This is a genomic window from Streptomyces sp. B93, assembly GCF_018070565.1.
GTDB lineage: Bacteria > Actinomycetota > Actinomycetes > Streptomycetales > Streptomycetaceae > Streptomyces.
The window spans coordinates 1-21,341 of the sequence record NZ_JAGPXL010000073.1; the positions used below are offsets into that span (position 1 = coordinate 1).

Genomic DNA, 21,341 nt, shown 5'->3' on the forward strand with positions numbered 1-21,341 from the left:
CACCCAGCTCACCGCGGGCGACCAGCGCCACCGCCAGAGCGGGCCGGGACTCGGCGATCTCGGTGGCGGTCTCGATCCCGGTCAGCCCGTCCCCGACGAGCCGCCCCCACCCGCCCCCGCCCGCTTCCCTCACTCCCCAAGCCCTACTCCGCGGCAGCCACCAGCTCCCGGCACTTCTGCACGTCGTCGGCCATCTGCTCCAGCAGCGCCTCGAGCGTGTCGAACTTCGCCTGCCCCCGCACGAAGGCGAGGAAGTCCACAGCGACGTGCAGCCCGTACAGGTCGAGCCCCACCCGGTCGATGGCGTACGCCTCCACCGTGCGCTCGGTGCCGTCGAACTGCGGATTGGTGCCGACGGAGATCGCGGCGGGCATCGCCTCACCGGCCGCGTGCAGCCAGCCCGCGTAGACACCGTCGGCCGGGATCGCGGTGTGCGGCAGCGTCTCCACGTTGGCCGTGGGAAAACCGAGTTCACGCCCACGCTGCGCGCCGCGCACGACCACACCCTCCACGCGGTGCGGACGGCCGAGAATCTCGCCGGCGCCCTCGACATCGCCCTCCGCGACCAGGCGCCGGGTGAGCGTCGACGAGAAGGGCTCGCCGCCGCCCGCCGCGCCGGTCACGTACAGGTCGACGACCTCGACCTCGAAGTCGTAGATCTTGCCCTGCTCGGCCAGGAACTCCACGTTCCCGGCGGCCCGGTGGCCGAAGCGGAAGTTGGGGCCCTCGACGACCGCCTTGGCGTGCAGCTTGTCCACCAGCACCTTGACGACGAACTCGGCCGGGGACAGCTTCGAGAACTCGGTGGTGAAGGGGAGGATCAGCACCGCGTCCACACCCAGCTCCGCCATCAGCTCGGCGCGGCGGTGGTGCGGGGCGAGCAGCGGCGGGTGGCTGCCGGGGCGGACGACCTCGCTGGGGTGCGGGTCGAAGGTGACGACGACGCTGGGGACGCCCAGCTCGCGGGCGCGGTCCACGGCGTGCCGGATGATCAGCTGGTGTCCGCGGTGGACTCCGTCGTAGGAGCCGATGGTGACGACGCTGCGCCCCCAGTCCTGGGGGATGTCCTCCAAGCCACGCCAGCGCTGCACTGTGACCGCTCCTCGAACCCGTGTCGGTACTGCCGTCTGCCTCTTATGCAGGTCTAAGGGTGCCATGCCGGGTGCCTCCGCCCCGCATCGGCATCCTGAGCTGTGACCCGGCGCACGTGGCCCGGCGCACGCGACGCACCCGCGCCCCGTGCCGACCGGCGCTCACGCTGGTACCCGCGCCCCCGCCAGATTCTCGATCATCCGGCGCGCGCTGGGCCCGACCACCGCGGCCCACTCCCCCGGCTCCGCCGCCAGCCACCCCGCCAGCCGCGCGGCGAACCCGGCATCGGCCCGGGCCAGCTCGACGAGGGCGCGGTCGTACCGGGCGGCACCCTGCGGCGTACGGACCAGCCGGAGGCCCGTGCGGTGGACGAGGTCGCGGAGGCGGCCGGGCGAGCCGGAGCCGCCGTACCGCACGGCCGCCCGCAGCAGGGCCTCCAGCACGGCCGGGTCCTCCCGCTCGTCGCGCGCCCACCGGTCGACGGCCCGGCGCAGCGCGGACGGCTCCTCCTCGGCGAGCACGGCGAGCAGTTCGTCGGCGCGCCGGTGCCCGCTGCCGACGAGCGCGTCCATCAGGTCGTCCACGGCCCGGTGCCGATGGGTGTGCAGCAGCGCCTGCGCGGCCGTCGCCACGGTCGCGTCCGGGGTGGCGGGCAGCGGCCGCTCGTCGTGGAACCAGCGGATCAGATGGGGTTGTACGGCGGCGGGGTCGGCGTCCAGCAGCCGGGCGGCGGCGTCCAGGTGGCGGGGGCCGGGCAGGTGCGGCGGTCCGTCGGTGACGACGAGGCGCCCGAGCAGTGCGAGGAGATCACCGGTGGGCAGCGCGAGCCCGGTCCAGAACCCGGGACCGAACTCGGCACCGGTCGCCCCGCGCTCACCGAGGACGTCGACGCCGGTCCCCCTCCACCCACCAAGACCATCGACCCCGGTCACCCCCCGCCCACCAAGACCATCGACCCCGGTCACCCCCCACCCACCAAGACCATCAACGCCCCTCGCCCCCTGCTCGACAAGCACCTCGGCGAGCAGCCACAGCACGTCCGTGTACGGCGTCGCGTCCGGGAGGCGCGACAGCGTGCCGGAGAGCAGCCGCGCCGCCCACCACGAGTGCGGGTCGGCGGCCAGCGCGCGCACCAGCTCGGCCAGCCGGGCGGCGAGGCGGTCGGGGCTGCGGTGCGGTGGGCGGGCGAGCAGGAGCAGGGCCTGGATCACGGGGCCGATGCGGTGGTGCGGGACGGGCAGCGGGTGGGCGCCGAGCGGGCCGCCGGGCCGGTGGACGAGGGCGCGCAGGGCCTCGTCGAGGTCGAGGTGGAGGCCCTGGAGCCAGTCGGCGAGTTCCTCGTGGGCGAAGCGGTAGCCGTCGCCCGCGGGGACCAGGAGGCCTTCGGTGAGGACGGCGGACGCCCAGCCGGTGCCGCCGCCGAGGCGGGCCGGGGCGGGCCCCCACGGGAACACCGCTTCGAACGCCGCCCGGTCCAGCTCACCCTGCCCGGGGCCGAGGCTGCGCCGGGCCGCCTCGTGGACCTGCCCGGCGACCTTCGCCGCGAGACGGCGTACGGCGGTGCCGCGCAGGCCGTTCTCCGCGGCGAGGCGGACCGCGATCCGCAGGCACATCAGGTCCAGGTGGGCCGAGAACACCTCGTACCGGTCGGGGCGGCCGTGCTCCGAGGCTCCGGGGAGGGCGGCGCGCACCTCCGCGGCGAGGCGGAGGGTGAGGGGGTGACGGGCGTCGCGCGGATCGAGGTCCTCCTCGGAGAGCCCGTACCGCGCGCGTGCCTCACGGGCCTCGTCCTCATCAAGGTCACCGAGGAGAACACCGGAGGGCGCCCCACCACCGAACGACCCACCACCGAACGATCCACCACCGAACGACCCAACACCCCCTGACTCAGCCGCCCACCCCCCGCGATACAGCAGCTCCCCCGGGAACTCGCCCCCCGCCCGCTCCCAGTACTCCCCCCGACCCGCCACCACCAGCCGTGTCCCCGTCTCCCGCAGCCACCGCGCCGTCCCGTCGGTCCAGTCGGCCAGCCGGTGGGCGAGCAGCGGCGGCATCTCCTCGGGGCCGTCCAGCAGGAGCAGCAGGGGGCGGCCGACCGCGCGGGCGAGGTGGGCGACGCGCTCGGGCGTGAGGTCGGCCGGGTCCACACCGGGGGCGGGGGACGCGGCGGCCAGGACCCGGGCCGCGCGGTACAGGGCGCGGCGGACGGCGTCGGCCACGGAGGCGTCGTCGGCGTGCAGGTCGGCGCCGCGCAGCCAGAGGGTGGGTTCGGCGGCGCGCCCGCGCCGGGCGGCGAGGGCCGCGAGTTCCGTCGTACGGCCGCTGCCGGGCGGCCCGACCAGCCCGAGGACGAGGGCGGGGCCCGCCGTGAACGCGGCGAACTCCCGCGCCGGGCCCGCCCGTTCGACCGGCGGCACCGCCAGCGGTTGCGGCGCGCCGTCGCAGCCCATGGAGGTGGCGGTCAGTTCGAGCACTCCGGCGAGATTGAGGTCGGCGCCGTAGGCGGGCACGGTCGCGGCGTTTCGGGCGAGCAGTTCGCCGAGCGGGCCGCCCGCCACCCGCCCCGGCAGCGGCACGGCGAACCCGGTGTCGCGTGGGCCGGACCGCAGTCTGGTGCCCAGCACCCCGACGACGGCGCCGGTCGTGGCGTCGACCACCGGCCCCCCGGCTGCGCCGCCGCCCGCCCGCAGCGCGTCCCGCGCGGTGGTGCCCATGGCCAGTTCGAGTACGTCGTGGAGGTGGTGGTGCCGGTCGGCGGCGGGGTAGGCCACGTCGGCGGTGCCGAGCACCCGTGCCTCGCGCCAGCAGCCCGCGGCGAGGCGGACGTACCGCCCGCTCTCCACGGGTCCCCGCACGCTCACGGGGAGCGGGACGGGCCCGGGACCTTCGGTGTGGACGAGGGCGAGGTCCAGGTGGGGCAGCGGGGTGATCGCGTCGGCGGTGACGACCCGGTCGGGGTCTCCAGCGGTGCGCACCGTCAGCCAGGGCAGGCCCTCGACGGCCTCGTGGCTGGTGACGACGGTGCCGTGGTGGTCCGCCGCGAAGCCGGTGCCGCGGGGGCGACCGGCCGGGTCACGGAGGTGGACGAGGGATTCGTCGGCCACCGTCATCGCCCCCTGCCGCACACCCGTGCTCCGTCGTCGCCTGCGTCCTCGACGGTAGGGGCGGGATGATCAGGGGGACCAGATCGCCGGACGAACGCGCCCCCTTCCGCTCCCTCGGTTCACTCCGAGCGCCTGCCCGGTCGGGTGAATGGGCGGGGGTCGATGGATACACCCTAGAGGTGGGGGAACCGAGGGGGGACCGTGGAGCGGCGACTTACGACCCCGTGATCGCCGCTCCACGGGCAAACCGTGGGCCATGCCACGAACCACAAACCGGACCAGACCGGACCGGACCGAACCGGACCGCGGCCCACCGCACGGGCGGACAGCGCGCCCCCCGTGGCCCGTCAGCCGAAGACCGCGAGGCTCTTGGCCTTCCCCCGCTGCTCCTCGACGAGCGCGAGGAAGCGGCCGTCGGGTGCGAAGACGGCCACCGGCCCGGCGCCCGCGTACTCCTCGGGCATCTCCAGGCGCACGCCGTTCGTCAGCAGCCGGGCCCGCCGCTCGTCGACGTCCCAGCGCCGGAACGCGGCCGCGGCGGCCTCCGCGACCGGCATCACCGTCAGCTCCTCCTGGAGCTGGTCGAGGGTGCGCGCGGAGTCCAGCTTGTACGGCCCGACCCGGGTCCGGCGCAGCACGGTGAGGTGCCCGCCGACGCCGAGGTCCGCGCCCAGGTCACGGGCGAGGGCGCGGATGTAGGTGCCGGAGGAGCAGACCACCGACACCACCAGGTCGAGTACGGGGGTGCCGTCGGCGGCGACGGCGTCCCTGACGTCGTAAACGGTGAAGGACGAGACGGTGACCGGCCGGGCGGGGATGTCGAAGTCCTCGCCGTCGCGGGCCCGCTTGTACGAGCGCACGCCGTTGATCTTGATGGCGCTGACCTTGGACGGCACCTGCATGATCTCGCCGGTCAGCTTGGCGATCCCGGCGTCGATGGCGTCCCGGGTGACCCTGGAGGCGTCGGTGGAGCCGGTGACCTCGCCCTCGGCGTCGTCGGTGACCGTGGTCTGGCCGAGCCGGATGGTGCCGAGGTACTCCTTCTCGGTGAGGGCGAGATGCCCGAGGAGCTTGGTCGCCCGCTCCACCCCGAGGACGAGGACGCCCGTCGCCATCGGGTCGAGGGTGCCCGCGTGGCCGACGCGGCGGGTGCGGGCGATGCCGCGCATCTTGGCGACCACGTCGTGCGAAGTGAAGCCCGACGGCTTGTCGACGATGACGAGGCCGTCGGGCGTGGTGTGCTGCCGGGTCATGCGGTGCTGTCGTCCGTCCCGTCGGTGTCGTCGGCCTCGTCCTCGGAGTCCGGCTTCCGGTACGGGTCCGCCTCACCGGCGTAGCGGGCGCCCGCGGACGCCTCACGCACCTTCGCGTCGGACTGGCGCGCCTTGTCGAGGAGGTCCTCGATGGTGCGTGCGGTGTCCGGGAGGGCGTCGGCGACGAAGGTGAGGGTGGGGGTGAACTTCACCCCGGCCGCCCGGCCGACCTCGGAGCGCAGGATGCCCTTGGCGCTCTCCAGTCCGGCGGCGGCGGCCTTGCGCTCCTCGTCGTCGCCGTACACCGTGTAGAAGACGGTCGCCTCCCTCAGGTCGCCCGTCACCCGGGTGTCCGTGATGGTGACGTGCGAGCCGAGCCGCGGGTCCTTGATCCCGCGCTGCAGCTTCTGGGCCACCACCTCTCGGATGAGGTCCGCCAGCCTCTTAGCCCGCGCGTTGTCGGCCACTGGTCCGTCTCCCGTTCTTTCCTGATCTTCACGTTCTGTGGTCAGTCGTCGTCGCCGTGGAAGCGGCGTCTCACGGAGAGCAGTTCCACTTCGGGGCGTCCGGCGACCAGCCGTTCACACCGGTCGAGTACGTCGGTGAGGTGCCCGGCGTCGCCGGACACCACCGCCAGGCCGATGCCGGCGCGGCGGTAGAGGTCCATGTGGTCCACCTCGGCCGCGCTGACCGCGAACTTGCGCTGCAACTCGGCCACGATCGGGCGGACGACGGATCGCTTCTCCTTCAACGACCGTACGTCGCCGAGGAGGATGTCGAAGGACAGAGTCCCCACATACATGTGTGTATCCGGATGTCCCGCCGGTCCGGGGTACGGGCGCCACGCGTCGACGCCGATACGGGAACCGTACACGCAACGGCCGGGGCCGATCGACGGAAATATCTCCCGCCGACCGGCCCCAGTCGCGTGTCAGGTCACGCGCGCGGCTTCTCGCGCATCTCGTACGTCGCGATGACGTCGTCGACCTTGATGTCGTTGAAGTTGCCGAGGTTGATACCGCCCTCGAACCCTTCGCGGATCTCGGTCACGTCGTCCTTGAAGCGACGCAGGCCCTCGATGGTGAGGTTCTCCGCGATGACCTTGCCGTCGCGGAGCAGGCGGGCCTTGGTGTTCCGCCTGACCTCGCCGGAGCGGATGAGCACACCCGCGATGTTGCCCAGCTTGGACGAGCGGAAGACCTCGCGGATCTCCGCCGTACCCAGCTCGACTTCCTCGAACTCCGGCTTGAGCATGCCCTTGAGGGCCGCCTCGATCTCCTCGATCGCCTGGTAGATGACCGAGTAGTAGCGGACGTCCACGCCCTCGCGCTCGGCCATCTGCGCCGCGCGGCCGGCCGCGCGGACGTTAAAGCCGATCACGATGGCGTCCGAGCCCATCGCCAGGTCGATGTCGGACTCCGTGACCGCACCGACGCCGCGGTGCAGGACGCGGATGTCGACCTCTTCGCCGACGTCCAGCTGGAGCAGGGAGGACTCCAGCGCCTCGACCGAACCGGAAGCGTCACCCTTGATGATCAGGTTCAGCTGCTGGACCTCGCCGGCCTTCAGCACCTTGTCCAGGTCCTCCAGCGACACGCGGCGCGTGCGCTTGGCGAAGGCCGCGTTGCGCTCACGGGCGGCGCGCTTCTCCGCGATCTGGCGGGCCGTACGGTCCTCGTCGACCACGATGAAGTTGTCACCGGCGCCGGGGACGTTGGTGAGACCCAGCACCTGGACCGGCGTGGACGGACCGGCCTCGGCGACGTTGTTGCCGAGGTCGTCGTGCATGGCACGGACACGGCCGTAGGCGTCGCCGACCACCATGGTGTCGCCGACCCGCAGGGTGCCTCGCTGGACGAGGACCGTCGCCACGGCACCACGGCCGCGGTCGAGACGGGACTCGATGGAGATGCCCTGCGCGTCCTGGTTGGGGTTGGCCCGCAGGTCGAGCGAGGCGTCCGCGGTCAGGATGACCGCTTCCAGCAGCGCGTCGATGTGCAGCCCCTGCTTGGCGGAGATGTCGACGAACATGGTGTCGCCGCCGTACTCCTCGGCCACCAGGCCGTACTCGGTCAGCTGACCGCGCACCTTGGTCGGGTCCGCGCCCTCGACGTCGATCTTGTTGACCGCGACGACGATCGGGACGTCGGCCGCCTTGGCGTGGTTGAGCGCCTCGACCGTCTGCGGCATGACGCCGTCGTTGGCCGCGACGACCAGGATCGCGATGTCGGTCGACTTCGCACCACGGGCACGCATGGCGGTGAACGCCTCGTGACCCGGGGTGTCGATGAAGGTGATCTTGCGCTCTTCGTCGTTGACCTCGGTCGCCACCTGGTAGGCACCGATGTGCTGGGTGATGCCGCCGGCCTCGCCCGCGATGACGTTGGTCTTGCGGATGGCGTCCAGCAGCCGGGTCTTGCCGTGGTCGACGTGACCCATGACGGTGACGACCGGCGGGCGGACCACCAGGTCCTCCTCGTCGCCCTCGTCCTCGCCGAACTCGATGTCGAAGGACTCGAGCAGCTCGCGGTCCTCCTCCTCCGGGCTGACGATCTGAACGGTGTAGTTCATCTCGTCGGCGAGGAGCTGGAGCGTCTCGTCGGAGACCGACTGCGTGGCGGTGACCATCTCGCCGAGGTTCATCATGACCGCGACGAGCGACGCCGGGTTGGCGTTGATCTTCTCCGCGAAGTCCGTGAGCGACGCGCCGCGGGAGAGACGGATGGTCTCGCCGTTGCCGCGCGGCAGCATCACGCCGCCGACGCTCGGGGCCTGCATGGCCTCGTACTCCTGGCGCCTCTGCCGCTTCGACTTGCGGCCACGGCGCGCGGGACCGCCGGGACGGCCGAAGGCGCCCTGCGTGCCACCACGGCCACCGGGGCCGCCGGGACGGCCGCCGAAGCCGGGACGGCCACCGCCGCCACCGCCGAAGCCACCGCCGCCGCCACCGGGACGACCGGCGAAACCACCGCCGCCACCCGGACGGGCGCCACCGCCGCCGCCACCGGGACGACCGGCGAAACCACCGCCGCCACCGGGACGACCGCCGCCGGGACGACCGGCACCGGCCGGACCACGACCGCCGCCGGGGCCCGGACGAGGACCCGCGGCCGGACGCTGCGGCATCATGCCCGGGTTCGGACGCGGACCCGCGGGACCGCCACCGGGACGCGGACCGCCGCCCTGCGGACGGGGCATCGAGCCCGGGCTCGGACGGTTGCCGCCCGGGGCCTGGGGACGCGGGCCGCCGCCCTGGGCGCCGGGCGCCTGCGGACGGGGACCACCGGGGGCACCGGGGCCGCCGGGACGCGGGGCGCCCTGCGGACGCGGCGCCTGCGGACGGGCCATACCGGTGGAGCCACCGGAGGTGAAGGGGTTGTTGCCCGGGCGCGGACCGGCCGGACGGGCACCGGGACGCGGCGCGGAAGCGCCGGGACGCGCACCCTGGCCACGGCCGCCCTGACCGCCGCCCTGCTGACCCTGGCCGCCGGGACGGCCGCCCGGCTTGGGGGCACCGGGACGCGCGCCGGGGCGCGGCGCGGCCGGGGACGGAGCCGACGGCGGAGCCGTGAACTCGGGGGTGGTGGGGGCCGCCGGGGCCGGACGCGGCGCGGGCTTGGGGCCCGGCGTCGGGCGCGGACCGGGGGCCGCCGCGGGCGCGGCCGGAGCCGCGGGCTGCTGGGCCGCCGGGGGCTGGGCCGCCGGGGGCTTGGGGGCGCCCGGCTTGGGAGCAGCCGGACGGGCCGCCTGCGCCGGAGAGGGCGCGGCGGGCCTGGGCGAGGCCTTCCGGGGGGCGGGCTTGGCGGCGGACTTGCCGTTGCCGCTGCCCTGCTGGAAGGCGTCGGTCAGTTTGCGTACTACGGGCGCCTCGATCGTCGAAGACGCCGATCGGACGAATTCACCGAGTTCCTGGAGCTTGGCCATGACGACCTTGCTCTCCACACCGAACTCCTTGGCGAGTTCGTAGACCCGGACCTTAGCCACTTCGCTCCTTTGAGGTCCGGGTTGCGGCCGGACCGTCGCTAGTTCATGGGCGTACTCATCGCGTACTCATCGAGTGCTCATCGCAATCTCGACCTGCTTTCGACTCGCGAGGTACCAACCGCACGGGGTTCCGTACGGCGCGTCTTCCTACCGTGCTGCCTGCTCGGCAACTGTTGTCCGCTCGACGTACCGGCGCAACGCCTTTGTGTCGGGCGCTCCCGGGGCGCGCAGTGCCCGCGTGAACGCCCGGCGGCGTACCGCCTGGTCGAGACAGACCAGGGCGGGGTGTACATAGGCACCCCGGCCGGGCAGCGTACCGCGAGGATCGGGGACGCATTCGCCCTCGATCGCCACGATCCGCAGCAGATCAGTCTTGGCCGCTCGCTCCCGGCACCCGAGACAGGTGCGTTCCGGGCATGCGCGGGCCCGCGTCCGGCCAGACACTCCTCAGTCTACCTCCCCGCACCGACCTCACCCCTTTGGGGCAAGAATCGAACGGCCGTCGTCGTGCGGTTGTCGTGATCTAAGCGACCCGCGGCTCGGATCTATTCCCCGGACCGGGGAACGGACCGGTCGGCGGGACGGTCGGTGGACCTGCCGGCGGGCCGGTCACCCGGCCGGTCGGCGTCCGGTTCGGTGTCCGGGCGGATGTCGATCCGCCAGCCCGTGAGGCGGGCCGCCAGGCGGGCGTTCTGCCCTTCCTTGCCGATCGCCAGGGACAGCTGGTAGTCGGGCACCGTGACCCGCGCGGAGCGGGCCGCCAGGTCCACGACCTCCACCTTGGAGACCCGGGCCGGGGAGAGCGCGTTCGCCACCATCTCGGCCGGGTCGTCCGACCAGTCGACGATGTCGATCTTCTCACCGTTCAGCTCGCCCATGACATTGCGCACCCGGCCGCCCATGGGGCCGATGCAGGCGCCCTTGGCGTTCAGCCCGGAGCGGGTGGAGCGGACGGCGATCTTCGTACGGTGACCTGCCTCACGCGCGATGGCGGCGATCTCCACCGACCCGTCGGCGATCTCCGGCACCTCCAGGGCGAAAAGCTTCTTCACCAGATTGGGGTGCGTACGGGAAAGCGTGACCGAGGGACCGCGCACGCCCTTCGCCACCCGGACGACGTACGACCGCAGCCGCATGCCGTGCGGATAGCTCTCGCCGGGCACCTGCTCCTGCACCGGCAGGATGGCCTCCAGCTTGCCGATGTCGACGAGCACGTTCTTCGGGTCGCGGCCCTGCTGGACCACACCGGTGACGATGTCGCCCTCCCGGCCCGCGTACTCACCGAGGGTCGCGTCGTCCTCGGCGTCCCTCAGCCGCTGGAGGATGACCTGCTTGGCGGTGGTGGCGGCGATCCGGCCGAAACCCGACGGGGTGTCGTCGAACTCGCGGGCCTCCTGGCCCTCCTCCAGGTCCTCGGGGTCCTCCTTCGCCCACACGGTGACGTGCCCGGTCTCCCGGTTCAGCTCCACGCGCGCGTGGCGGCGGCTTCCCTCGGTGCGGTGGTAGGCGATGAGGAGGGCCGATTCGATCGCCTCGACCAGCAGGTCGAAGGAGATCTCCTTCTCCCGCACCAGGCCCCGCAGGGCGCTCATGTCGATGTCCACGGCTACGCCTCCTCCTCTTCCTTGAAGTCCTCGTCGTGCTTGTCGTGCTTGCTGCCGCTGTCGTCCTTGCGGCCGAACTCGACCTGGACGCGCGCCTTGGCGATCTCCTCGAAGGCGAGTCTGCGCGCCGTGGGCTTGCGGCCCTTCACCCCGGGTACCTCGAGATCGACGCCTTCGTCATCGACGGTCAGGATCCGCGCGACCAGCTCGCCGCCCGCGGTCAGCTGGAACTTCGCCAGCCGTCCGGTGGCGCGCACGTAGTGCCGCCGTTCGGTGAGGGGGCGCTCCGCGCCGGGGGTGCCGACCTCGAGGGTGTACTCGCCCTCGCCCATCGCGTCCGTCTCGTCGAGCTTCGCCGAGAGCGCGCGGCTCACATCGGCGATCCGGTCCAGGTCCGCCCCGCTGTCGGAGTCGACGACCACGCGCAGCACCCGCTTGCGTCCGACCGAGTCCACCGCGATCTCTTCCAGATCCAGGCCTTGAGCGCCGACGAGCGGTTCCAGCAGTTCTCGCAGCCTCTCGCTCTGGGTGGTGCTCATCCGGGTGACTCCTCGGCCGCGTGTGCTGTTGTGGGATGGGTCGCGTGTCTGGCTCAAAGGGTATCCGGTCCCAGGGGGTGTTGCCGTCCACCCGGCCCCCGCCGGTGGGACGCGCTGGGCGGGTGCGCGGGTACCGTGATCACGGGCGTGCCGCCCGACCCCTGTTCCGTTCGAGCCCTCCGAGGACGTCCGCCGTGCCGTTTTCCCCACCGCCGCGCATCCCCTCGGGGCCGCGCAGAAGGAGCCTGCTCGCCTCCGTGGCGGGCGCCGCCCTCCTCGTCGGCTGCTCCGAGGGCCCCGACGACACCGCCGACCCGGGCGGCGCCGGTCCCTCGGCCGCCGAGCGGGCACGCGCGCGTGCGGCCCGGGACAGCGGCGCGCTCGTCGAGCGGTACGACGCGGTGCTGGCCGCGCATCCCGCGCTGGCGGAGCGGCTGCGGCCGCTGCGGGAGGAGGTGGCGCGGCATGTGAAGGCCTTCGGGGGCGGATCCGGTGCCACGCCGGGCGCGTCGCCCTCCGGCTCCCCGTCGCCGGTCTCTTCCCCCTCGCCCTCGGCCACGGAAGCCACCGTGCCGTCCAGCGAGAAGGACGCCCTCGCCGAACTGGCCGCCGCCGAGCGGGAGCTGGCGGACCGGCGGGCCGAGGCGCTGCTTGAGCTGCCGGGCGAGACGGCGCGGCTGCTGGCCTCGGTGGCGGCGGCCGGTGCGGCGCACGCGTATCTGCTGACCGCGACACCGAAGGAGGACGCCGGATGAGCGAGGCGAAGGACGGGGAGCTGACGGCCCTTCAGGCGGCCCTGGCGGCCGAGCACGCCGCCGTCTACGGCTACGGGGTGGTCGGCGGGCGGATCGACGAGGGGCGCCGCACCGAGGCGCGGACGGCGTACGACGCCCACCGGGCGCGGCGGGACACGCTGGTGCGTGAGCTGCGCGACGCGGGCGCCCAGCCGGTGGCGGCGGCCGCCGGGTACGCGCTGCCGTTCGCGGTGCCGGACTCCGCCGCCGCCGTACGGCTCGCCGTGGAGCTGGAGGAACGCGTCGCCGGGGTCTACTCCGACCTGGTGCGCGCGGCGCAGGGCAAGCGGCGGGCCTCGGCCGTGGCGGCGCTGCGGGAGTCGGCGGTGCGGGCGGTGCGCTGGCGCGGCGGGAGCGTAGCCTTCCCTGGTCTCGCCGAGCGGTCCGGCGCCAAGGCGTCGGCGGGGGCACCCGCCGAGAGCACCGCCTCGGCATCGGCGGCGCCGACCGGGTGAAGACCCGTACACGGGCCTCATGGGAAGGGAACGACTCGCGCATGGCTTTCGAACCGCCGCGGCGTCTGGTCAGGGCGCTCGGTGAGACGGCACCGGACGGTGACGACTGGTTGGAGAAGCTGCCCGAGGCGGTCCACCGGGCCGTCGCGCTACGCGAGTTGACCGTCGAGCGGGTGCAGCTGCCGGGTGGCCGCAGCAGCGTCGTCCTGCTGGTGCGGCGGGCGGACGACGCTCCCGCCGTGCTGAAGCTCGCGCCGCCGCGGGCCCGCCCCGTCAGCGAGCGGGCGGCGCTGGCGCACTGGGGCGGCCGGGGTGCCGTACTGCCGCTGGAGCCGGATGCCGCGGACGACGCGCTGCTGCTGGAGCGGCTGCACCCGGAGGTGTCGGTGCGGTCGCTGCCGGAGGCGAAGGCGCTGCTGGAGGCGGCGGGCACGCTGCGGCGGCTGTGGGTGGAGCCACCCGATGACCAGGTCTTCGAGACGGTCGACGGGCGGACCGGTCGGCAGGCGACGGCGATGCGGGCGGGCGCCGACGCCTACCCCGAGCTGCGCCCGCTGGTCGACGCCGCGCTCACGGCCCGCGAGGAGCTGCTGGCCGCGCCGCCGGAGCGCCGGCTGCTGCACGGCACGTTCCGGCAGAGCAAGGTGCTGCGCGGGGAGCGGATGCCGTGGCTGGCGGTGGGCCCCGACCCGGTGGTCGGCGAGTGCGCCTTCGATCTGGCCCGGCTGGTCCGGGACCGGGTGGAGGACCTGATCGCCGCCCCGTCCGGCGCGTCCACGACCCGGCGGCGGGTCAAGCGCCTCGCCGAGTCGCTGGAGGTCGACCAGGAGCGGCTGCGCGGCTGGACCCTGTTCCGCGCGGTCGAGTCGGGCGTACGGGCCCGCCGTGTCGGCCGCCCGCAGGACGCGGAGCTGCTGCTGGAGTTCGCCGGCTGGCTGTGAGCGGTGGGCGGCGGGGGCACGACAGCGCCCCGCTGCCGGTGCGGCGGCAGGGGGCGCTGCGGGTCCGGCCGACTTGCCTCCCGAGCTTGCCGGCCGGAGGCTCGGGGAGAGGGGCCCTGGCCGCGGGCGGTGTCAGTGCCCGGTGGTGTCGTGTCCGGTCAGCGCGCTGTGCACGGCGCCTTCGAGGGCCAGCAGTTGGGTGTGCCGACGCAGCCACTCCTCCTGGTCGGCGCCGTCGTCGCCGTCGGGGGTGGCGGGCGGCGTGCCCGGCCCGGCGTGCCGTACGTGGCCGAACAGCGGGAGGTCGGCGGAGCGCAGCGGCCACGACATGGGCCAGCCGCCGACGACGAGCCGCAGTCGGCGCACCCCTTCGCTGCCCGGGTCCACGGTGAGGACGGCGGTCGCCGGATGCAGTGCGGCCAACCAGGCCAGCAGGTGGGCGCGCTCACGTCGGATCCGGCTCAGTTCCCGGTCGCAGGAGTCGACGTACTGTCGCCAGCGCGCCAGCTCCTCGTCGGTGCCCGGGGGAAATGCCGCCATGCGGGAAAACCTCACTGTGGTGCGGTCGGGAAGAGGGCCGTGAGCGCGAGCCCGCGCGGAGGTCCCGGTCCGGCCTGGCGGCCCCGGGTGGAACCGGTACGGCGGTAGGCGACGGCGCTGCGGGCGTTGGCGGCCCGGCAGGCCTCGTCGACGGGTTCGCTGCGGCGCAGATGGCGCTGGTAGGCGGCCCGGGTGCCGCAGGGTGCCGGGATCGTCGCATGGTTGCGGGTGGCGCCCGGCCCGGTGGGCGTGGCGTCGGACGGCGAGCGCTCGGTACGTTCGCCGCCGCGCTCCAGGTCGTAGCGCTGGGAGCCGGTGAGGCCCGCGACAATGCCGCTGCGCTGGCAGCGGGGCAGGCCCTGTTCGCGTCGGAGCACGGCCCTGCGGCACGCGGCGAGCACGGGGCAGGCCCGGCAGATCGCCACGGCCCTGCCGCGGGTGCGGCTGGAGAACCACAGCTCGGCGTCCTGCCGACGGCAGGCGGCCCGCAGCTCCCAGGCCCGGTCGAGGAAGCCGGCCCCGGCGGGTTCGGTGGTCCGGGTCATCGCTCCCCTCCCGGACGGGCCACCGGAACCAGGGCGACCGGTGACGGCACGGGCGGCGCGGGGTCCGCGGGAGGGGCCCCGTCGACCGGCCCGGCCACGGACAGCGACGGCACGAGGGGGACGGGAACCGCGGTGGGGGTGACGAACTCGGGCACGGCGGGTTCGGGAGACACGGACGGCATGGACGGCTCGGATGGCCCGGATGGCTCGAATGGCAAGGACGGCCCAGACGGCAAGGAGGTCACGGACCGCACGGACGGCCCAGACGGCCCAGACGACCCAGACGGCAAGGAGGTCACGGACCGCCCGGACGACTCGGACCGCCCGGACGACTCGGACCGCACCGACCGCCCCGACGGCACCGGTCGGACGAGCGCCACGGGAGACGCGGGCGCCGGAACCGCCACCGGCACCTCGGACGCCGCGGACGCGGCGGGCGTCTCGAGCACCGCAGGCGTCTCGAGCACCGCGGGCGCCTCGGACGCCGCGGACCCGTCGCCCTCCCCGCCGCTCGGCTGCTCCGTCTCCGGCACCGCCGTCAACGGCCCCACCAGCGCGACCACATTGCCCAGCGAGCACTGCTCCAGACGTCCGTCGGGCGACAGCATCGGCATGCCGTCGCGGGCGCGATGGCCCTGGAAGTACCAGAGGTCGCCGTGCGCGTCGCGCAACGGCCGGGCGAGGTCGTAGGTCTCCCCGTCGTGCTGGTACGGCCGCGCCGCCGGGACCGGGTCGGGGGGCGGCGGGACGACCCGGACCAGCAGCGACACCCGTACGCCCGCCCGCTTGCCCTCGGCGACCAGGGTGCCGGGGTCGGCCCGGTCCCCGACGAGCGTGACCCCGAAGTACGCGCGCCACTGGTCCCACTCGGTGGCGTCGCCGACGTGCAGGGTGACCCGCACCCGGTCGCCGTCGGCCTCGATACGGCGTACGCCGGGATGGCCGCCGGTCTCGTGCTCGAACCCGGACGCCACGCCCTGCGCGCGTCGGCAGGCGGCGTCCCAGGCGAGCGCCTGTCGTTCGAGCGGGGTCAGCCCCTGAGGGGCGAGGGACCAGCGGCCGTCGGAGGTCCTGTGCAGGACCAGACCGTAGGAGCGGTAGGGGTCGGCGAGCAGCCGGGCGGTGTCGAGGGCTCGCGCGATGACCGTGGCCCGGTGGGGCTCGTCGTGGACCAGGAGGGTCTGGATCACCCTGGCCGCGTGCGCCAGATTGGGGTTCACACCGGCACCGCCCCGGCGCTCCAGCGCAGTCGTCGTACGGCGCGGTGGGTGAGCGCCCGGACGGCACCGACGCTGCGGCCCATGGCGTGTGCGGTCTCCTCGGCCGACAGCCCGTCGAAGAAGCGCAGTTCCAGGCAGTGCCGTTCGGGCGGGTTCAGCACGCGCAGGACGTCCTGGACCGTCTCACGGTTCTCGACGGCCTCCAGTTCCCGCAGGGCGAGCAGCTCGGTGGAGCAGTGCGGCTGTTCGGCGTCGCGGAACTCGGCCACCGGTGTCTCCAGCCGGGAGCGGCTGCGGCCCATCTCGTCGAGGTAGAGGTTGCGGGCGATGGTGAGCAGCCAGGCGGAGAACTCCTTGCCCTGCCAGGCGAAGCCGTCGATGCCGCGCAGCGCGCGCACGAAGACGTCCTGGGCGAGGTCGTCCGCCAGATGGCGGTCGCGGGTGCGCACCGCGAGGTAGCGGTGCACGACGCGGTGGTGCTCCCGGTAGAGGAGGGCGAAGGCTTCCCGGTCACCGGTGCGGGCCCGGGTGATCACGACGGGTTCCGGATGCTCCGGAAGAACCCGGTGATCTTGTAGTACGGACACGGTCTGTGCTCCCTTCGACGCTTTCGGACCGCCAGCGGATCAGATCCACAGTCTTCATGTAGATGCATATCGTGTCAAGGTGGAGACGCAGCGTCACACCAGGGGGTGCACGCCTTATACCGGGCGCACGCCGGAACGCACCGGCGTACGCCCAGACCCACCGGTTCAATCTGCGATCTACTTGCGCATGCAGAAATCGATGGCCGATCCTCTGACGTGTGACGACTCAGAACGCGTCCGCCCACGGCGAGGATCTGGCAGCCCTGCTGGAGCGGCTTCTCGCCGAGTGTCCGGACAGAACGCAGAAGGACCTGGCCGCGGCGTCCGGTATCGCGTACCCGACCCTCAACGCATGGATGAACCGCACCCGTGGCACCTCCCGCATCGCCCCGGAGAAGCTGCGGGCGATGGTGAAGGTCTTCCGTGAGTGGGGGGTGCAGACCACTCCCCGGGAGTTCTTCGAGGCCGTGGGCCGCCCGGTCCCGGGGCCCAGCCGCGACGAGCGGGAGAAGAGGCTGCTGGAGCTGTACCGCCAGCTCCCCGAGTCACGGCAGCGCGCACTGGTCAAGGACGCCGAGGCGATGGTGCAGGTCAGCCGCATCGTCTGAACAGCGACTGACCCGACTTCCGGTGAATGTCACCGATAACCCCATCAGTACATCTCTGCACCGGTACCATCGCTCTGCCGCTGGCCTCCCGCAGCGAGACTTGCCCAACCGTCGCGCACCCTGGGAGACACCTGTGTGCATTCACGTGGATGTGGCGGACGACCTACCGGACATGGTCGTCTGGGTTCCGGACGAAGTCACCGTTCTCATCTCAAGAGGTGCACCCCTGCCCGAAGTCATCAAGGAACTGCACGCTCTGCTCACCATCGACCTCGGGGCGCCCGGGGGAACCGGCGCCGCGCCGCTGTGCTTCTGCGGCACAGTGGTACGTCTGCCGGTCGACCTCCTGACCCCCGTCGTCGAGGCGATGGCCTGCTGAAGGCCGAGAGGAACAGCAGAGAAGAAGGACACGCCCGTCGGCCCTGCGCGATCCCGTCATCGCACAGGGCCGACGGGCGTTGGTCACCCGAGGAAGCCGAAGGGACCCGGCCGGTGTCAGACCGCCGCGGTCAGCCGCGCGATCGCCTCGTCCACCGGCAGTTCCTCACGCTCACCGGTGCGGCGGTCCTTCAGCTCGACCACACCCTCACCGGCCCGCCGCCCGGCCACCAGGATCCGCGGTACGCCGATCAGTTCGGCGTCGGTGAACTTCACACCCGGCGAGACGCCCGCCCGGTCGTCGACCAGGACGCGGACACCGGCGGCGGCCAGCTTCCCGGAGACGTCGAGGGCCAGTTCCGTCTGGAGGGCCTTGCCCGCGGCGACCACGTGGACGTCCGCCGGGGCGACCTCCTTGGGCCAGCACAGGCCCTTGTCGTCGGCGCTCTGCTCGGCGAGCGCGGCGACCGCACGGGACACGCCGACGCCGTAGGAGCCCATGGTGACGCGGACGGGCTTGCCGTTCTGGCCGAGGACGTCGAGCTTGAGGGCGTCGGCGTACTTGCGGCCGAGCTGGAAGATGTGGCCGATCTCGATGGCACGGTCCAGCTTGAGCCCGGTGCCGCAGTTGGGGCAGGGGTCGCCCTCCTCGACGACCACGACGTCGACGTACTCGTCGACCTCGAAGTCACGGCCCGCGACCACGTTCCTGGCGTGCGTGTTCACCTTGTTGGCGCCGGTGATCCAGGCCGTGCCGGGCGCCACCCGCGGGTCGGCGAGGTACTTGACCTTCTCCAGACCCTGCGGACCGACATAGCCGCGCACCAGGTCGGGGCGGGTCGCGAAGTCCGCCTCGGTGACCATCTCGACGACCGCCGGGGCGAAATGCGCCTCGACCTTGTCCAGGTCGACCTCACGGTCCCCGGGCACGCCCACGGCGACGATCTCGCCGTCCACCTTGACCAGCAGGTTCTTCAGCGTGGCGGAGGCCGGGACGCCCAGGGAGGCCGCGAGGGTCTCGATGGTCGGGGTGTCGGGGGTGTCGATGTCCTCGGCGGCGGGCACGCCGGTGGCGTCCACCGGCTTCAGGGCGTACGAGATCGCCTCGGTGTTGGCGGCGAAGTCACAGTTGGGGCAGTCGGCGAAGGTGTCCTCGCCCGCCTCGGCCGGGGCGAGGAACTCCTCCGACTTGGAGCCGCCCATCGCGCCCGCGGTCGCCGCGCAGATGCGGTAGTCCAGACCGAGGCGCTCGAAGATCCGCTGGTAGGCCTCGCGGTGCAGGGCGTAGGACTCGGCGAGGCCCTCGTCGGCGGTGTCGAAGGAGTAGGAGTCCTTCATCAGGAACTCCCGGCCGCGCAGGATGCCCGCGCGGGGCCGCGCCTCGTCCCGGAACTTGGTCTGGATCTGGTAGAGGATCACCGGCAGGTCCTTGTAGGAGGACGCCTGGTCCTTCACCAGCAGGGTGAAGATCTCCTCGTGGGTCGGGCCGAGGAGGTAGTCGCCGCCCCTGCGGTCCTTCAGGCGGAACAGCTCGGCGCCGTACTCGTCCCAGCGGCCGGTAGCCTCGTAGGGCTCGCGGGGCAGCAGGGCGGGGAGGCTGACCTCCTGGGCGCCGATCGCGTCCATCTCCTCGCGGACGATCCGCTCCACGTTGGCGAGGACCTTCTTGCCGAGCGGCAGCCAGCTCCAGATCCCGGCGGCGGTACGTCGAACGTAGCCCGCCCGGACGAGCAGCTTGTGGCTGAGCACCTCGGCGTCCGCCGGGTCGTCGCGCAGCGTCTTCGCCATCAACTGGGACATGCGCTGGACCGGTGCGTTCGCCATGGCTCTCGAATCTCCTGCTGCGTGAGTGTGATGCCAAGGAGGTTAGCCGGGCGGTGCGCGGGGGCGGAAATCGGTTATCGGCGCAGCGGCAGCGGGGCGCCCATCACGGCGTACGGCTTGGGGGCGCTGGGGAACAGGACGCGGCGGGCGAGGTCCTGGTAGCCGAGGGAGTGGTACAGGCCGCGGGCCGGGCTGTCGGTGTCGATCGCGGAGAGGATCGAGCGGGGCTCGGTGGCGGTGTCCGTGATCGTGGTGATCAGGGCGCGGCCGATGCCGCGGTTCTGGTACCGCGGGTGGACGTGCAGTTCGGTGATGACGAAGGAGTCGTCGAGCCAGGCGGCATTGCCCTCGGCGCGCAGGTACGGCTCCACGACCGTGGACCACCAGTGGGCGCGGTTGTTGGGCATGCCGTAGACGAAGCCGACGAGGACGCCGTCGGCGGTGGTGGCGCCGTAGGCGCGGGCGCCCGGGTAGGCCATGTGACGCAGGACGATCTGGCGGCGTACGGCGATCTCGTCGGGGCCGAGGCCGAAGGCCAAGGCCTGCACGGTGAGTGCTTCGTCGACGTGGGAGGGGAGATCGAGGGTGCTGATCACGATGTCGCGAAGCATGCGGGGAGCTTACAGGGGGGTTCCCGTGGTTTGCCGGGTGGCTGGGTGTGGCCGGTCGCGCCCACGCGGCGGGGCCGCACATCGATACAGTCCCGCGCCCCTGGGGTGCGCCCCTGTGCCGCCGACTAGAAAAGTACGCTGGTGAAGGCGCCGACCTCTCTGAAGCCCACTCTCTGGTACGTCCTTCTCGCCGCCGTGTTGTAGTCGTTGACGTAGAGGCTCACCACGGGGGCGACGTCCGCGAGGGCGTAGCGCAGGACCGCTGCCATGCCGGGGGCGGCGAGGCCCTTGCCGCGGTGTTCGGGGGCCACCCAGACGCCCTGGATCTGGCAGGCGCGGTCGGTCGCGGCGCCGATCTCCGCCTTGAAGACGACCTTGCCGTGTTCGTCGAAGCGGGCGAAGGAGCGGCCGGAGCCGACGAGTTCGGCGACCCGGGCCTGGTAGAGGAGGCCGCCGTCACCGGCGAGCGGGGAGATCCCGACCTCCTCGGTGAACATCGCCACACAGGCCGGCATGATCGTCTCCATCTCGTCCTTGCGGACGCGGCGGACGTACGGGTCCGGGGCGATGTCGGCGGGCAGCCGGTCGGTGACCATCAGCGGCTGGTGGGAGCGGACCTCGCGGGCCGGGCCCCAGTGCGGTTCGAGCAGCCGCCACAGCAGGCCGGTGGACTCGGTGGGGCCGACGATGGAGGAGCAGCGGCGTCCGGCGCGCCGGGCCCGGTCGGCGAAGGCGCGCACGGCGCGTGGTCCGGCGCAGATGGGGACGAGGTTGGCGCCCGCGTAGCACAGCGACGTCAGCATGCCGTGCTCGTAGAAGCCCCACATCTCGCCGCCCAGGCGCCAGGGGTCGAGTCCGGCGATCTGGACCCGGGACGCCACGAAGGCGTTCGCCACCGGCTCGCGGTCGAGGACGGCGAGCGCGGCGTCCAGGTCACTCGGTTCGAGGACCCGGGAGGTCGTCTGGGTCAACACGTGCGGGGCCTCACAGGGGGAGCTGCCGGTCTCCGCACTGTACCTGCCGAATTTGTGCGGCGTCGCCCTCGGTCGCCGGACCGCCCTGCTCGGGCGCCCGCGGGCTCAGCCCGCGACCGCCACCGACGGCTCACCGGAGGCGACGCCGTCGGCCTCCATCTGCTCGGCGAGCTTCATCGCCTCTTCGATCAGCGTCTCGACGATCTTGGACTCGGGGACGGTCTTGATGACCTCGCCCTTGACGAAGATCTGCCCCTTGCCGTTGCCGGAGGCGACACCGAGGTCGGC

21 protein-coding genes and 1 pseudogene are annotated in these 21,341 nt (G+C 73.2%); 5 read left to right on the forward strand and 17 right to left on the reverse strand.

The window, feature by feature from the left end; genetic code table 11:
• Positions 1–143 precede the first annotated feature (143 nt).
• The 9 genes from KBY47_RS34455 to rimP all read right to left on the reverse strand — a co-directional run bounded on the left by KBY47_RS34455 (position 144) and on the right by rimP (position 11,576).
• Positions 144–1,091: a bifunctional riboflavin kinase/FAD synthetase gene (locus KBY47_RS34455; RefSeq protein WP_210928276.1), complete on the reverse strand. Its 948-nt coding sequence runs from the start codon at positions 1,089–1,091 to the stop codon at positions 144–146.
• A gap of 162 nt (positions 1,092–1,253) precedes the next feature.
• A complete protein-coding gene (locus KBY47_RS34460; RefSeq protein WP_210928317.1) occupies positions 1,254–4,202 on the reverse strand; it encodes a trypsin-like peptidase domain-containing protein in 2,949 nt (982 codons plus the stop codon).
• Positions 4,203–4,543: 341 nt separating this feature from the next.
• On the reverse strand, positions 4,544–5,449 hold the full coding sequence (truB, locus tag KBY47_RS34465; RefSeq protein ID WP_210928278.1) for a tRNA pseudouridine(55) synthase TruB: 906 nt from the start codon (positions 5,447–5,449) through the stop codon (positions 4,544–4,546).
• Complete coding sequence (gene rbfA / locus KBY47_RS34470; protein ID WP_210928280.1) at positions 5,446–5,916, reverse strand: 30S ribosome-binding factor RbfA; 471 nt, start codon at positions 5,914–5,916, stop codon at positions 5,446–5,448. The genes truB and rbfA overlap by 4 nt, the downstream gene beginning before the upstream one ends.
• Positions 5,917–5,957: 41 nt before the next feature.
• Positions 5,958–6,251, reverse strand: coding sequence for a DUF503 domain-containing protein (locus KBY47_RS34475; RefSeq protein ID WP_210928282.1), 294 nt, complete (start codon positions 6,249–6,251; stop codon positions 5,958–5,960).
• A gap of 134 nt (positions 6,252–6,385) precedes the next feature.
• Positions 6,386–9,433, reverse strand: a complete 3,048-nt coding sequence (gene infB, locus KBY47_RS34480) for a translation initiation factor IF-2 (RefSeq protein ID WP_210928284.1) — start codon at positions 9,431–9,433, stop codon at positions 6,386–6,388.
• Between the two features lie 147 nt (positions 9,434–9,580).
• Positions 9,581–9,877: a YlxR family protein gene (locus KBY47_RS34485; protein WP_210928286.1), complete on the reverse strand. Its 297-nt coding sequence runs from the start codon at positions 9,875–9,877 to the stop codon at positions 9,581–9,583.
• A gap of 101 nt (positions 9,878–9,978) precedes the next feature.
• Positions 9,979–11,037, reverse strand: coding sequence for a transcription termination factor NusA (gene nusA / locus KBY47_RS34490; protein WP_210928288.1), 1,059 nt, complete (start codon positions 11,035–11,037; stop codon positions 9,979–9,981).
• A 2-nt stretch (positions 11,038–11,039) separates the two neighbouring features.
• On the reverse strand, positions 11,040–11,576 hold the full coding sequence (rimP, locus tag KBY47_RS34495) for a ribosome maturation factor RimP (protein ID WP_210928290.1): 537 nt from the start codon (positions 11,574–11,576) through the stop codon (positions 11,040–11,042).
• A gap of 194 nt (positions 11,577–11,770) precedes the next feature.
• Between rimP and KBY47_RS34500 the strand changes: the two genes are divergently transcribed.
• Genes KBY47_RS34500 through KBY47_RS34510 form a run of 3 tightly spaced genes read left to right on the forward strand, consistent with a single transcriptional unit; the run spans position 11,771 to position 13,766 of the window.
• A complete protein-coding gene (locus tag KBY47_RS34500) occupies positions 11,771–12,331 on the forward strand; it encodes a hypothetical protein (RefSeq protein WP_210928292.1) in 561 nt (186 codons plus the stop codon).
• The gene (locus KBY47_RS34505) at positions 12,328–12,825 is read left to right on the forward strand and encodes a ferritin-like domain-containing protein (protein WP_210928294.1); all 498 of its coding nucleotides are present in this window, start codon (positions 12,328–12,330) and stop codon (positions 12,823–12,825) included. The genes KBY47_RS34500 and KBY47_RS34505 overlap by 4 nt, the downstream gene beginning before the upstream one ends.
• 41 nt (positions 12,826–12,866) lie before the next feature.
• Positions 12,867–13,766: an aminoglycoside phosphotransferase family protein gene (locus KBY47_RS34510; protein WP_210928295.1), complete on the forward strand. Its 900-nt coding sequence runs from the start codon at positions 12,867–12,869 to the stop codon at positions 13,764–13,766.
• Positions 13,767–13,898: 132 nt separating this feature from the next.
• Here the strand turns inward: KBY47_RS34510 and KBY47_RS34515 are convergent, their stop codons facing one another.
• The 4 genes from KBY47_RS34515 to KBY47_RS34530 are packed head-to-tail and all read right to left on the reverse strand — an operon-like array spanning position 13,899 to position 16,607.
• A complete protein-coding gene (locus KBY47_RS34515) occupies positions 13,899–14,306 on the reverse strand; it encodes a hypothetical protein (protein ID WP_210928296.1) in 408 nt (135 codons plus the stop codon).
• A gap of 11 nt (positions 14,307–14,317) precedes the next feature.
• On the reverse strand, positions 14,318–14,851 hold the full coding sequence (locus KBY47_RS34520) for a WhiB family transcriptional regulator (protein ID WP_210928298.1): 534 nt from the start codon (positions 14,849–14,851) through the stop codon (positions 14,318–14,320).
• Positions 14,848–16,071 (reverse strand): BN159_2729 family protein, encoded by a 1,224-nt coding sequence (locus tag KBY47_RS34525; protein ID WP_210928301.1) that lies wholly within the window; start codon positions 16,069–16,071, stop codon positions 14,848–14,850. The genes KBY47_RS34520 and KBY47_RS34525 overlap by 4 nt, the downstream gene beginning before the upstream one ends.
• Positions 16,068–16,607, reverse strand: a complete 540-nt coding sequence (locus KBY47_RS34530; protein ID WP_308405395.1) for an RNA polymerase sigma factor — start codon at positions 16,605–16,607, stop codon at positions 16,068–16,070. The genes KBY47_RS34525 and KBY47_RS34530 overlap by 4 nt, the downstream gene beginning before the upstream one ends.
• A 269-nt stretch (positions 16,608–16,876) precedes the next feature.
• Here KBY47_RS34530 and KBY47_RS34535 point away from each other — a divergent pair, with 269 nt between their 5' ends.
• Positions 16,877–17,266, forward strand: coding sequence for a helix-turn-helix domain-containing protein (locus KBY47_RS34535; RefSeq protein ID WP_210928307.1), 390 nt, complete (start codon positions 16,877–16,879; stop codon positions 17,264–17,266).
• Between the two features lie 145 nt (positions 17,267–17,411).
• Positions 17,412–17,645: a hypothetical protein gene (locus KBY47_RS34540; RefSeq protein WP_308405396.1), complete on the forward strand. Its 234-nt coding sequence runs from the start codon at positions 17,412–17,414 to the stop codon at positions 17,643–17,645.
• Between the two features lie 116 nt (positions 17,646–17,761).
• Here KBY47_RS34540 and KBY47_RS34545 read toward each other — a convergent pair whose 3' ends face one another.
• The 4 genes and pseudogenes from KBY47_RS34545 to KBY47_RS34560 all read right to left on the reverse strand — a co-directional run.
• Complete coding sequence (locus tag KBY47_RS34545) at positions 17,762–19,468, reverse strand: proline--tRNA ligase (protein WP_210928311.1); 1,707 nt, start codon at positions 19,466–19,468, stop codon at positions 17,762–17,764.
• Positions 19,469–19,542: 74 nt separating this feature from the next.
• Complete coding sequence (locus KBY47_RS34550) at positions 19,543–20,079, reverse strand: GNAT family N-acetyltransferase (protein ID WP_210928313.1); 537 nt, start codon at positions 20,077–20,079, stop codon at positions 19,543–19,545.
• 125 nt (positions 20,080–20,204) lie between these two features.
• Positions 20,205–21,053, reverse strand: a complete 849-nt coding sequence (locus KBY47_RS34555; protein ID WP_210928315.1) for a GNAT family N-acetyltransferase — start codon at positions 21,051–21,053, stop codon at positions 20,205–20,207.
• A 105-nt stretch (positions 21,054–21,158) separates the two neighbouring features.
• A pseudogene (locus KBY47_RS34560) lies at positions 21,159–21,341 on the reverse strand (4-hydroxy-3-methylbut-2-en-1-yl diphosphate synthase); the annotation flags it as partial.

Excerpts from the sequence above, each read along its gene's own strand:
- KBY47_RS34460 (WP_210928317.1), bottom strand. The coding sequence starts at position 4,202 with ATGACGGTGGCCGACGAATCCCTCGTCCACCTCCGTGACCCGGCCGGT.
- truB (WP_210928278.1), bottom strand. The coding sequence starts at position 5,449 with ATGACCCGGCAGCACACCACGCCCGACGGCCTCGTCATCGTCGACAAG.
- KBY47_RS34475 (WP_210928282.1), bottom strand. The coding sequence starts at position 6,251 with ATGTATGTGGGGACTCTGTCCTTCGACATCCTCCTCGGCGACGTACGG.
- rimP (WP_210928290.1), bottom strand. The coding sequence starts at position 11,576 with ATGAGCACCACCCAGAGCGAGAGGCTGCGAGAACTGCTGGAACCGCTC.
- KBY47_RS34505 (WP_210928294.1), top strand. The coding sequence starts at position 12,328 with ATGAGCGAGGCGAAGGACGGGGAGCTGACGGCCCTTCAGGCGGCCCTG.
- KBY47_RS34510 (WP_210928295.1), top strand. The coding sequence starts at position 12,867 with ATGGCTTTCGAACCGCCGCGGCGTCTGGTCAGGGCGCTCGGTGAGACG.
- KBY47_RS34515 (WP_210928296.1), bottom strand. The coding sequence starts at position 14,306 with ATGGCGGCATTTCCCCCGGGCACCGACGAGGAGCTGGCGCGCTGGCGA.
- KBY47_RS34520 (WP_210928298.1), bottom strand. The coding sequence starts at position 14,851 with ATGACCCGGACCACCGAACCCGCCGGGGCCGGCTTCCTCGACCGGGCC.
- KBY47_RS34545 (WP_210928311.1), bottom strand. The coding sequence starts at position 19,468 with ATGGCGAACGCACCGGTCCAGCGCATGTCCCAGTTGATGGCGAAGACG.
- KBY47_RS34550 (WP_210928313.1), bottom strand. The coding sequence starts at position 20,079 with ATGCTTCGCGACATCGTGATCAGCACCCTCGATCTCCCCTCCCACGTC.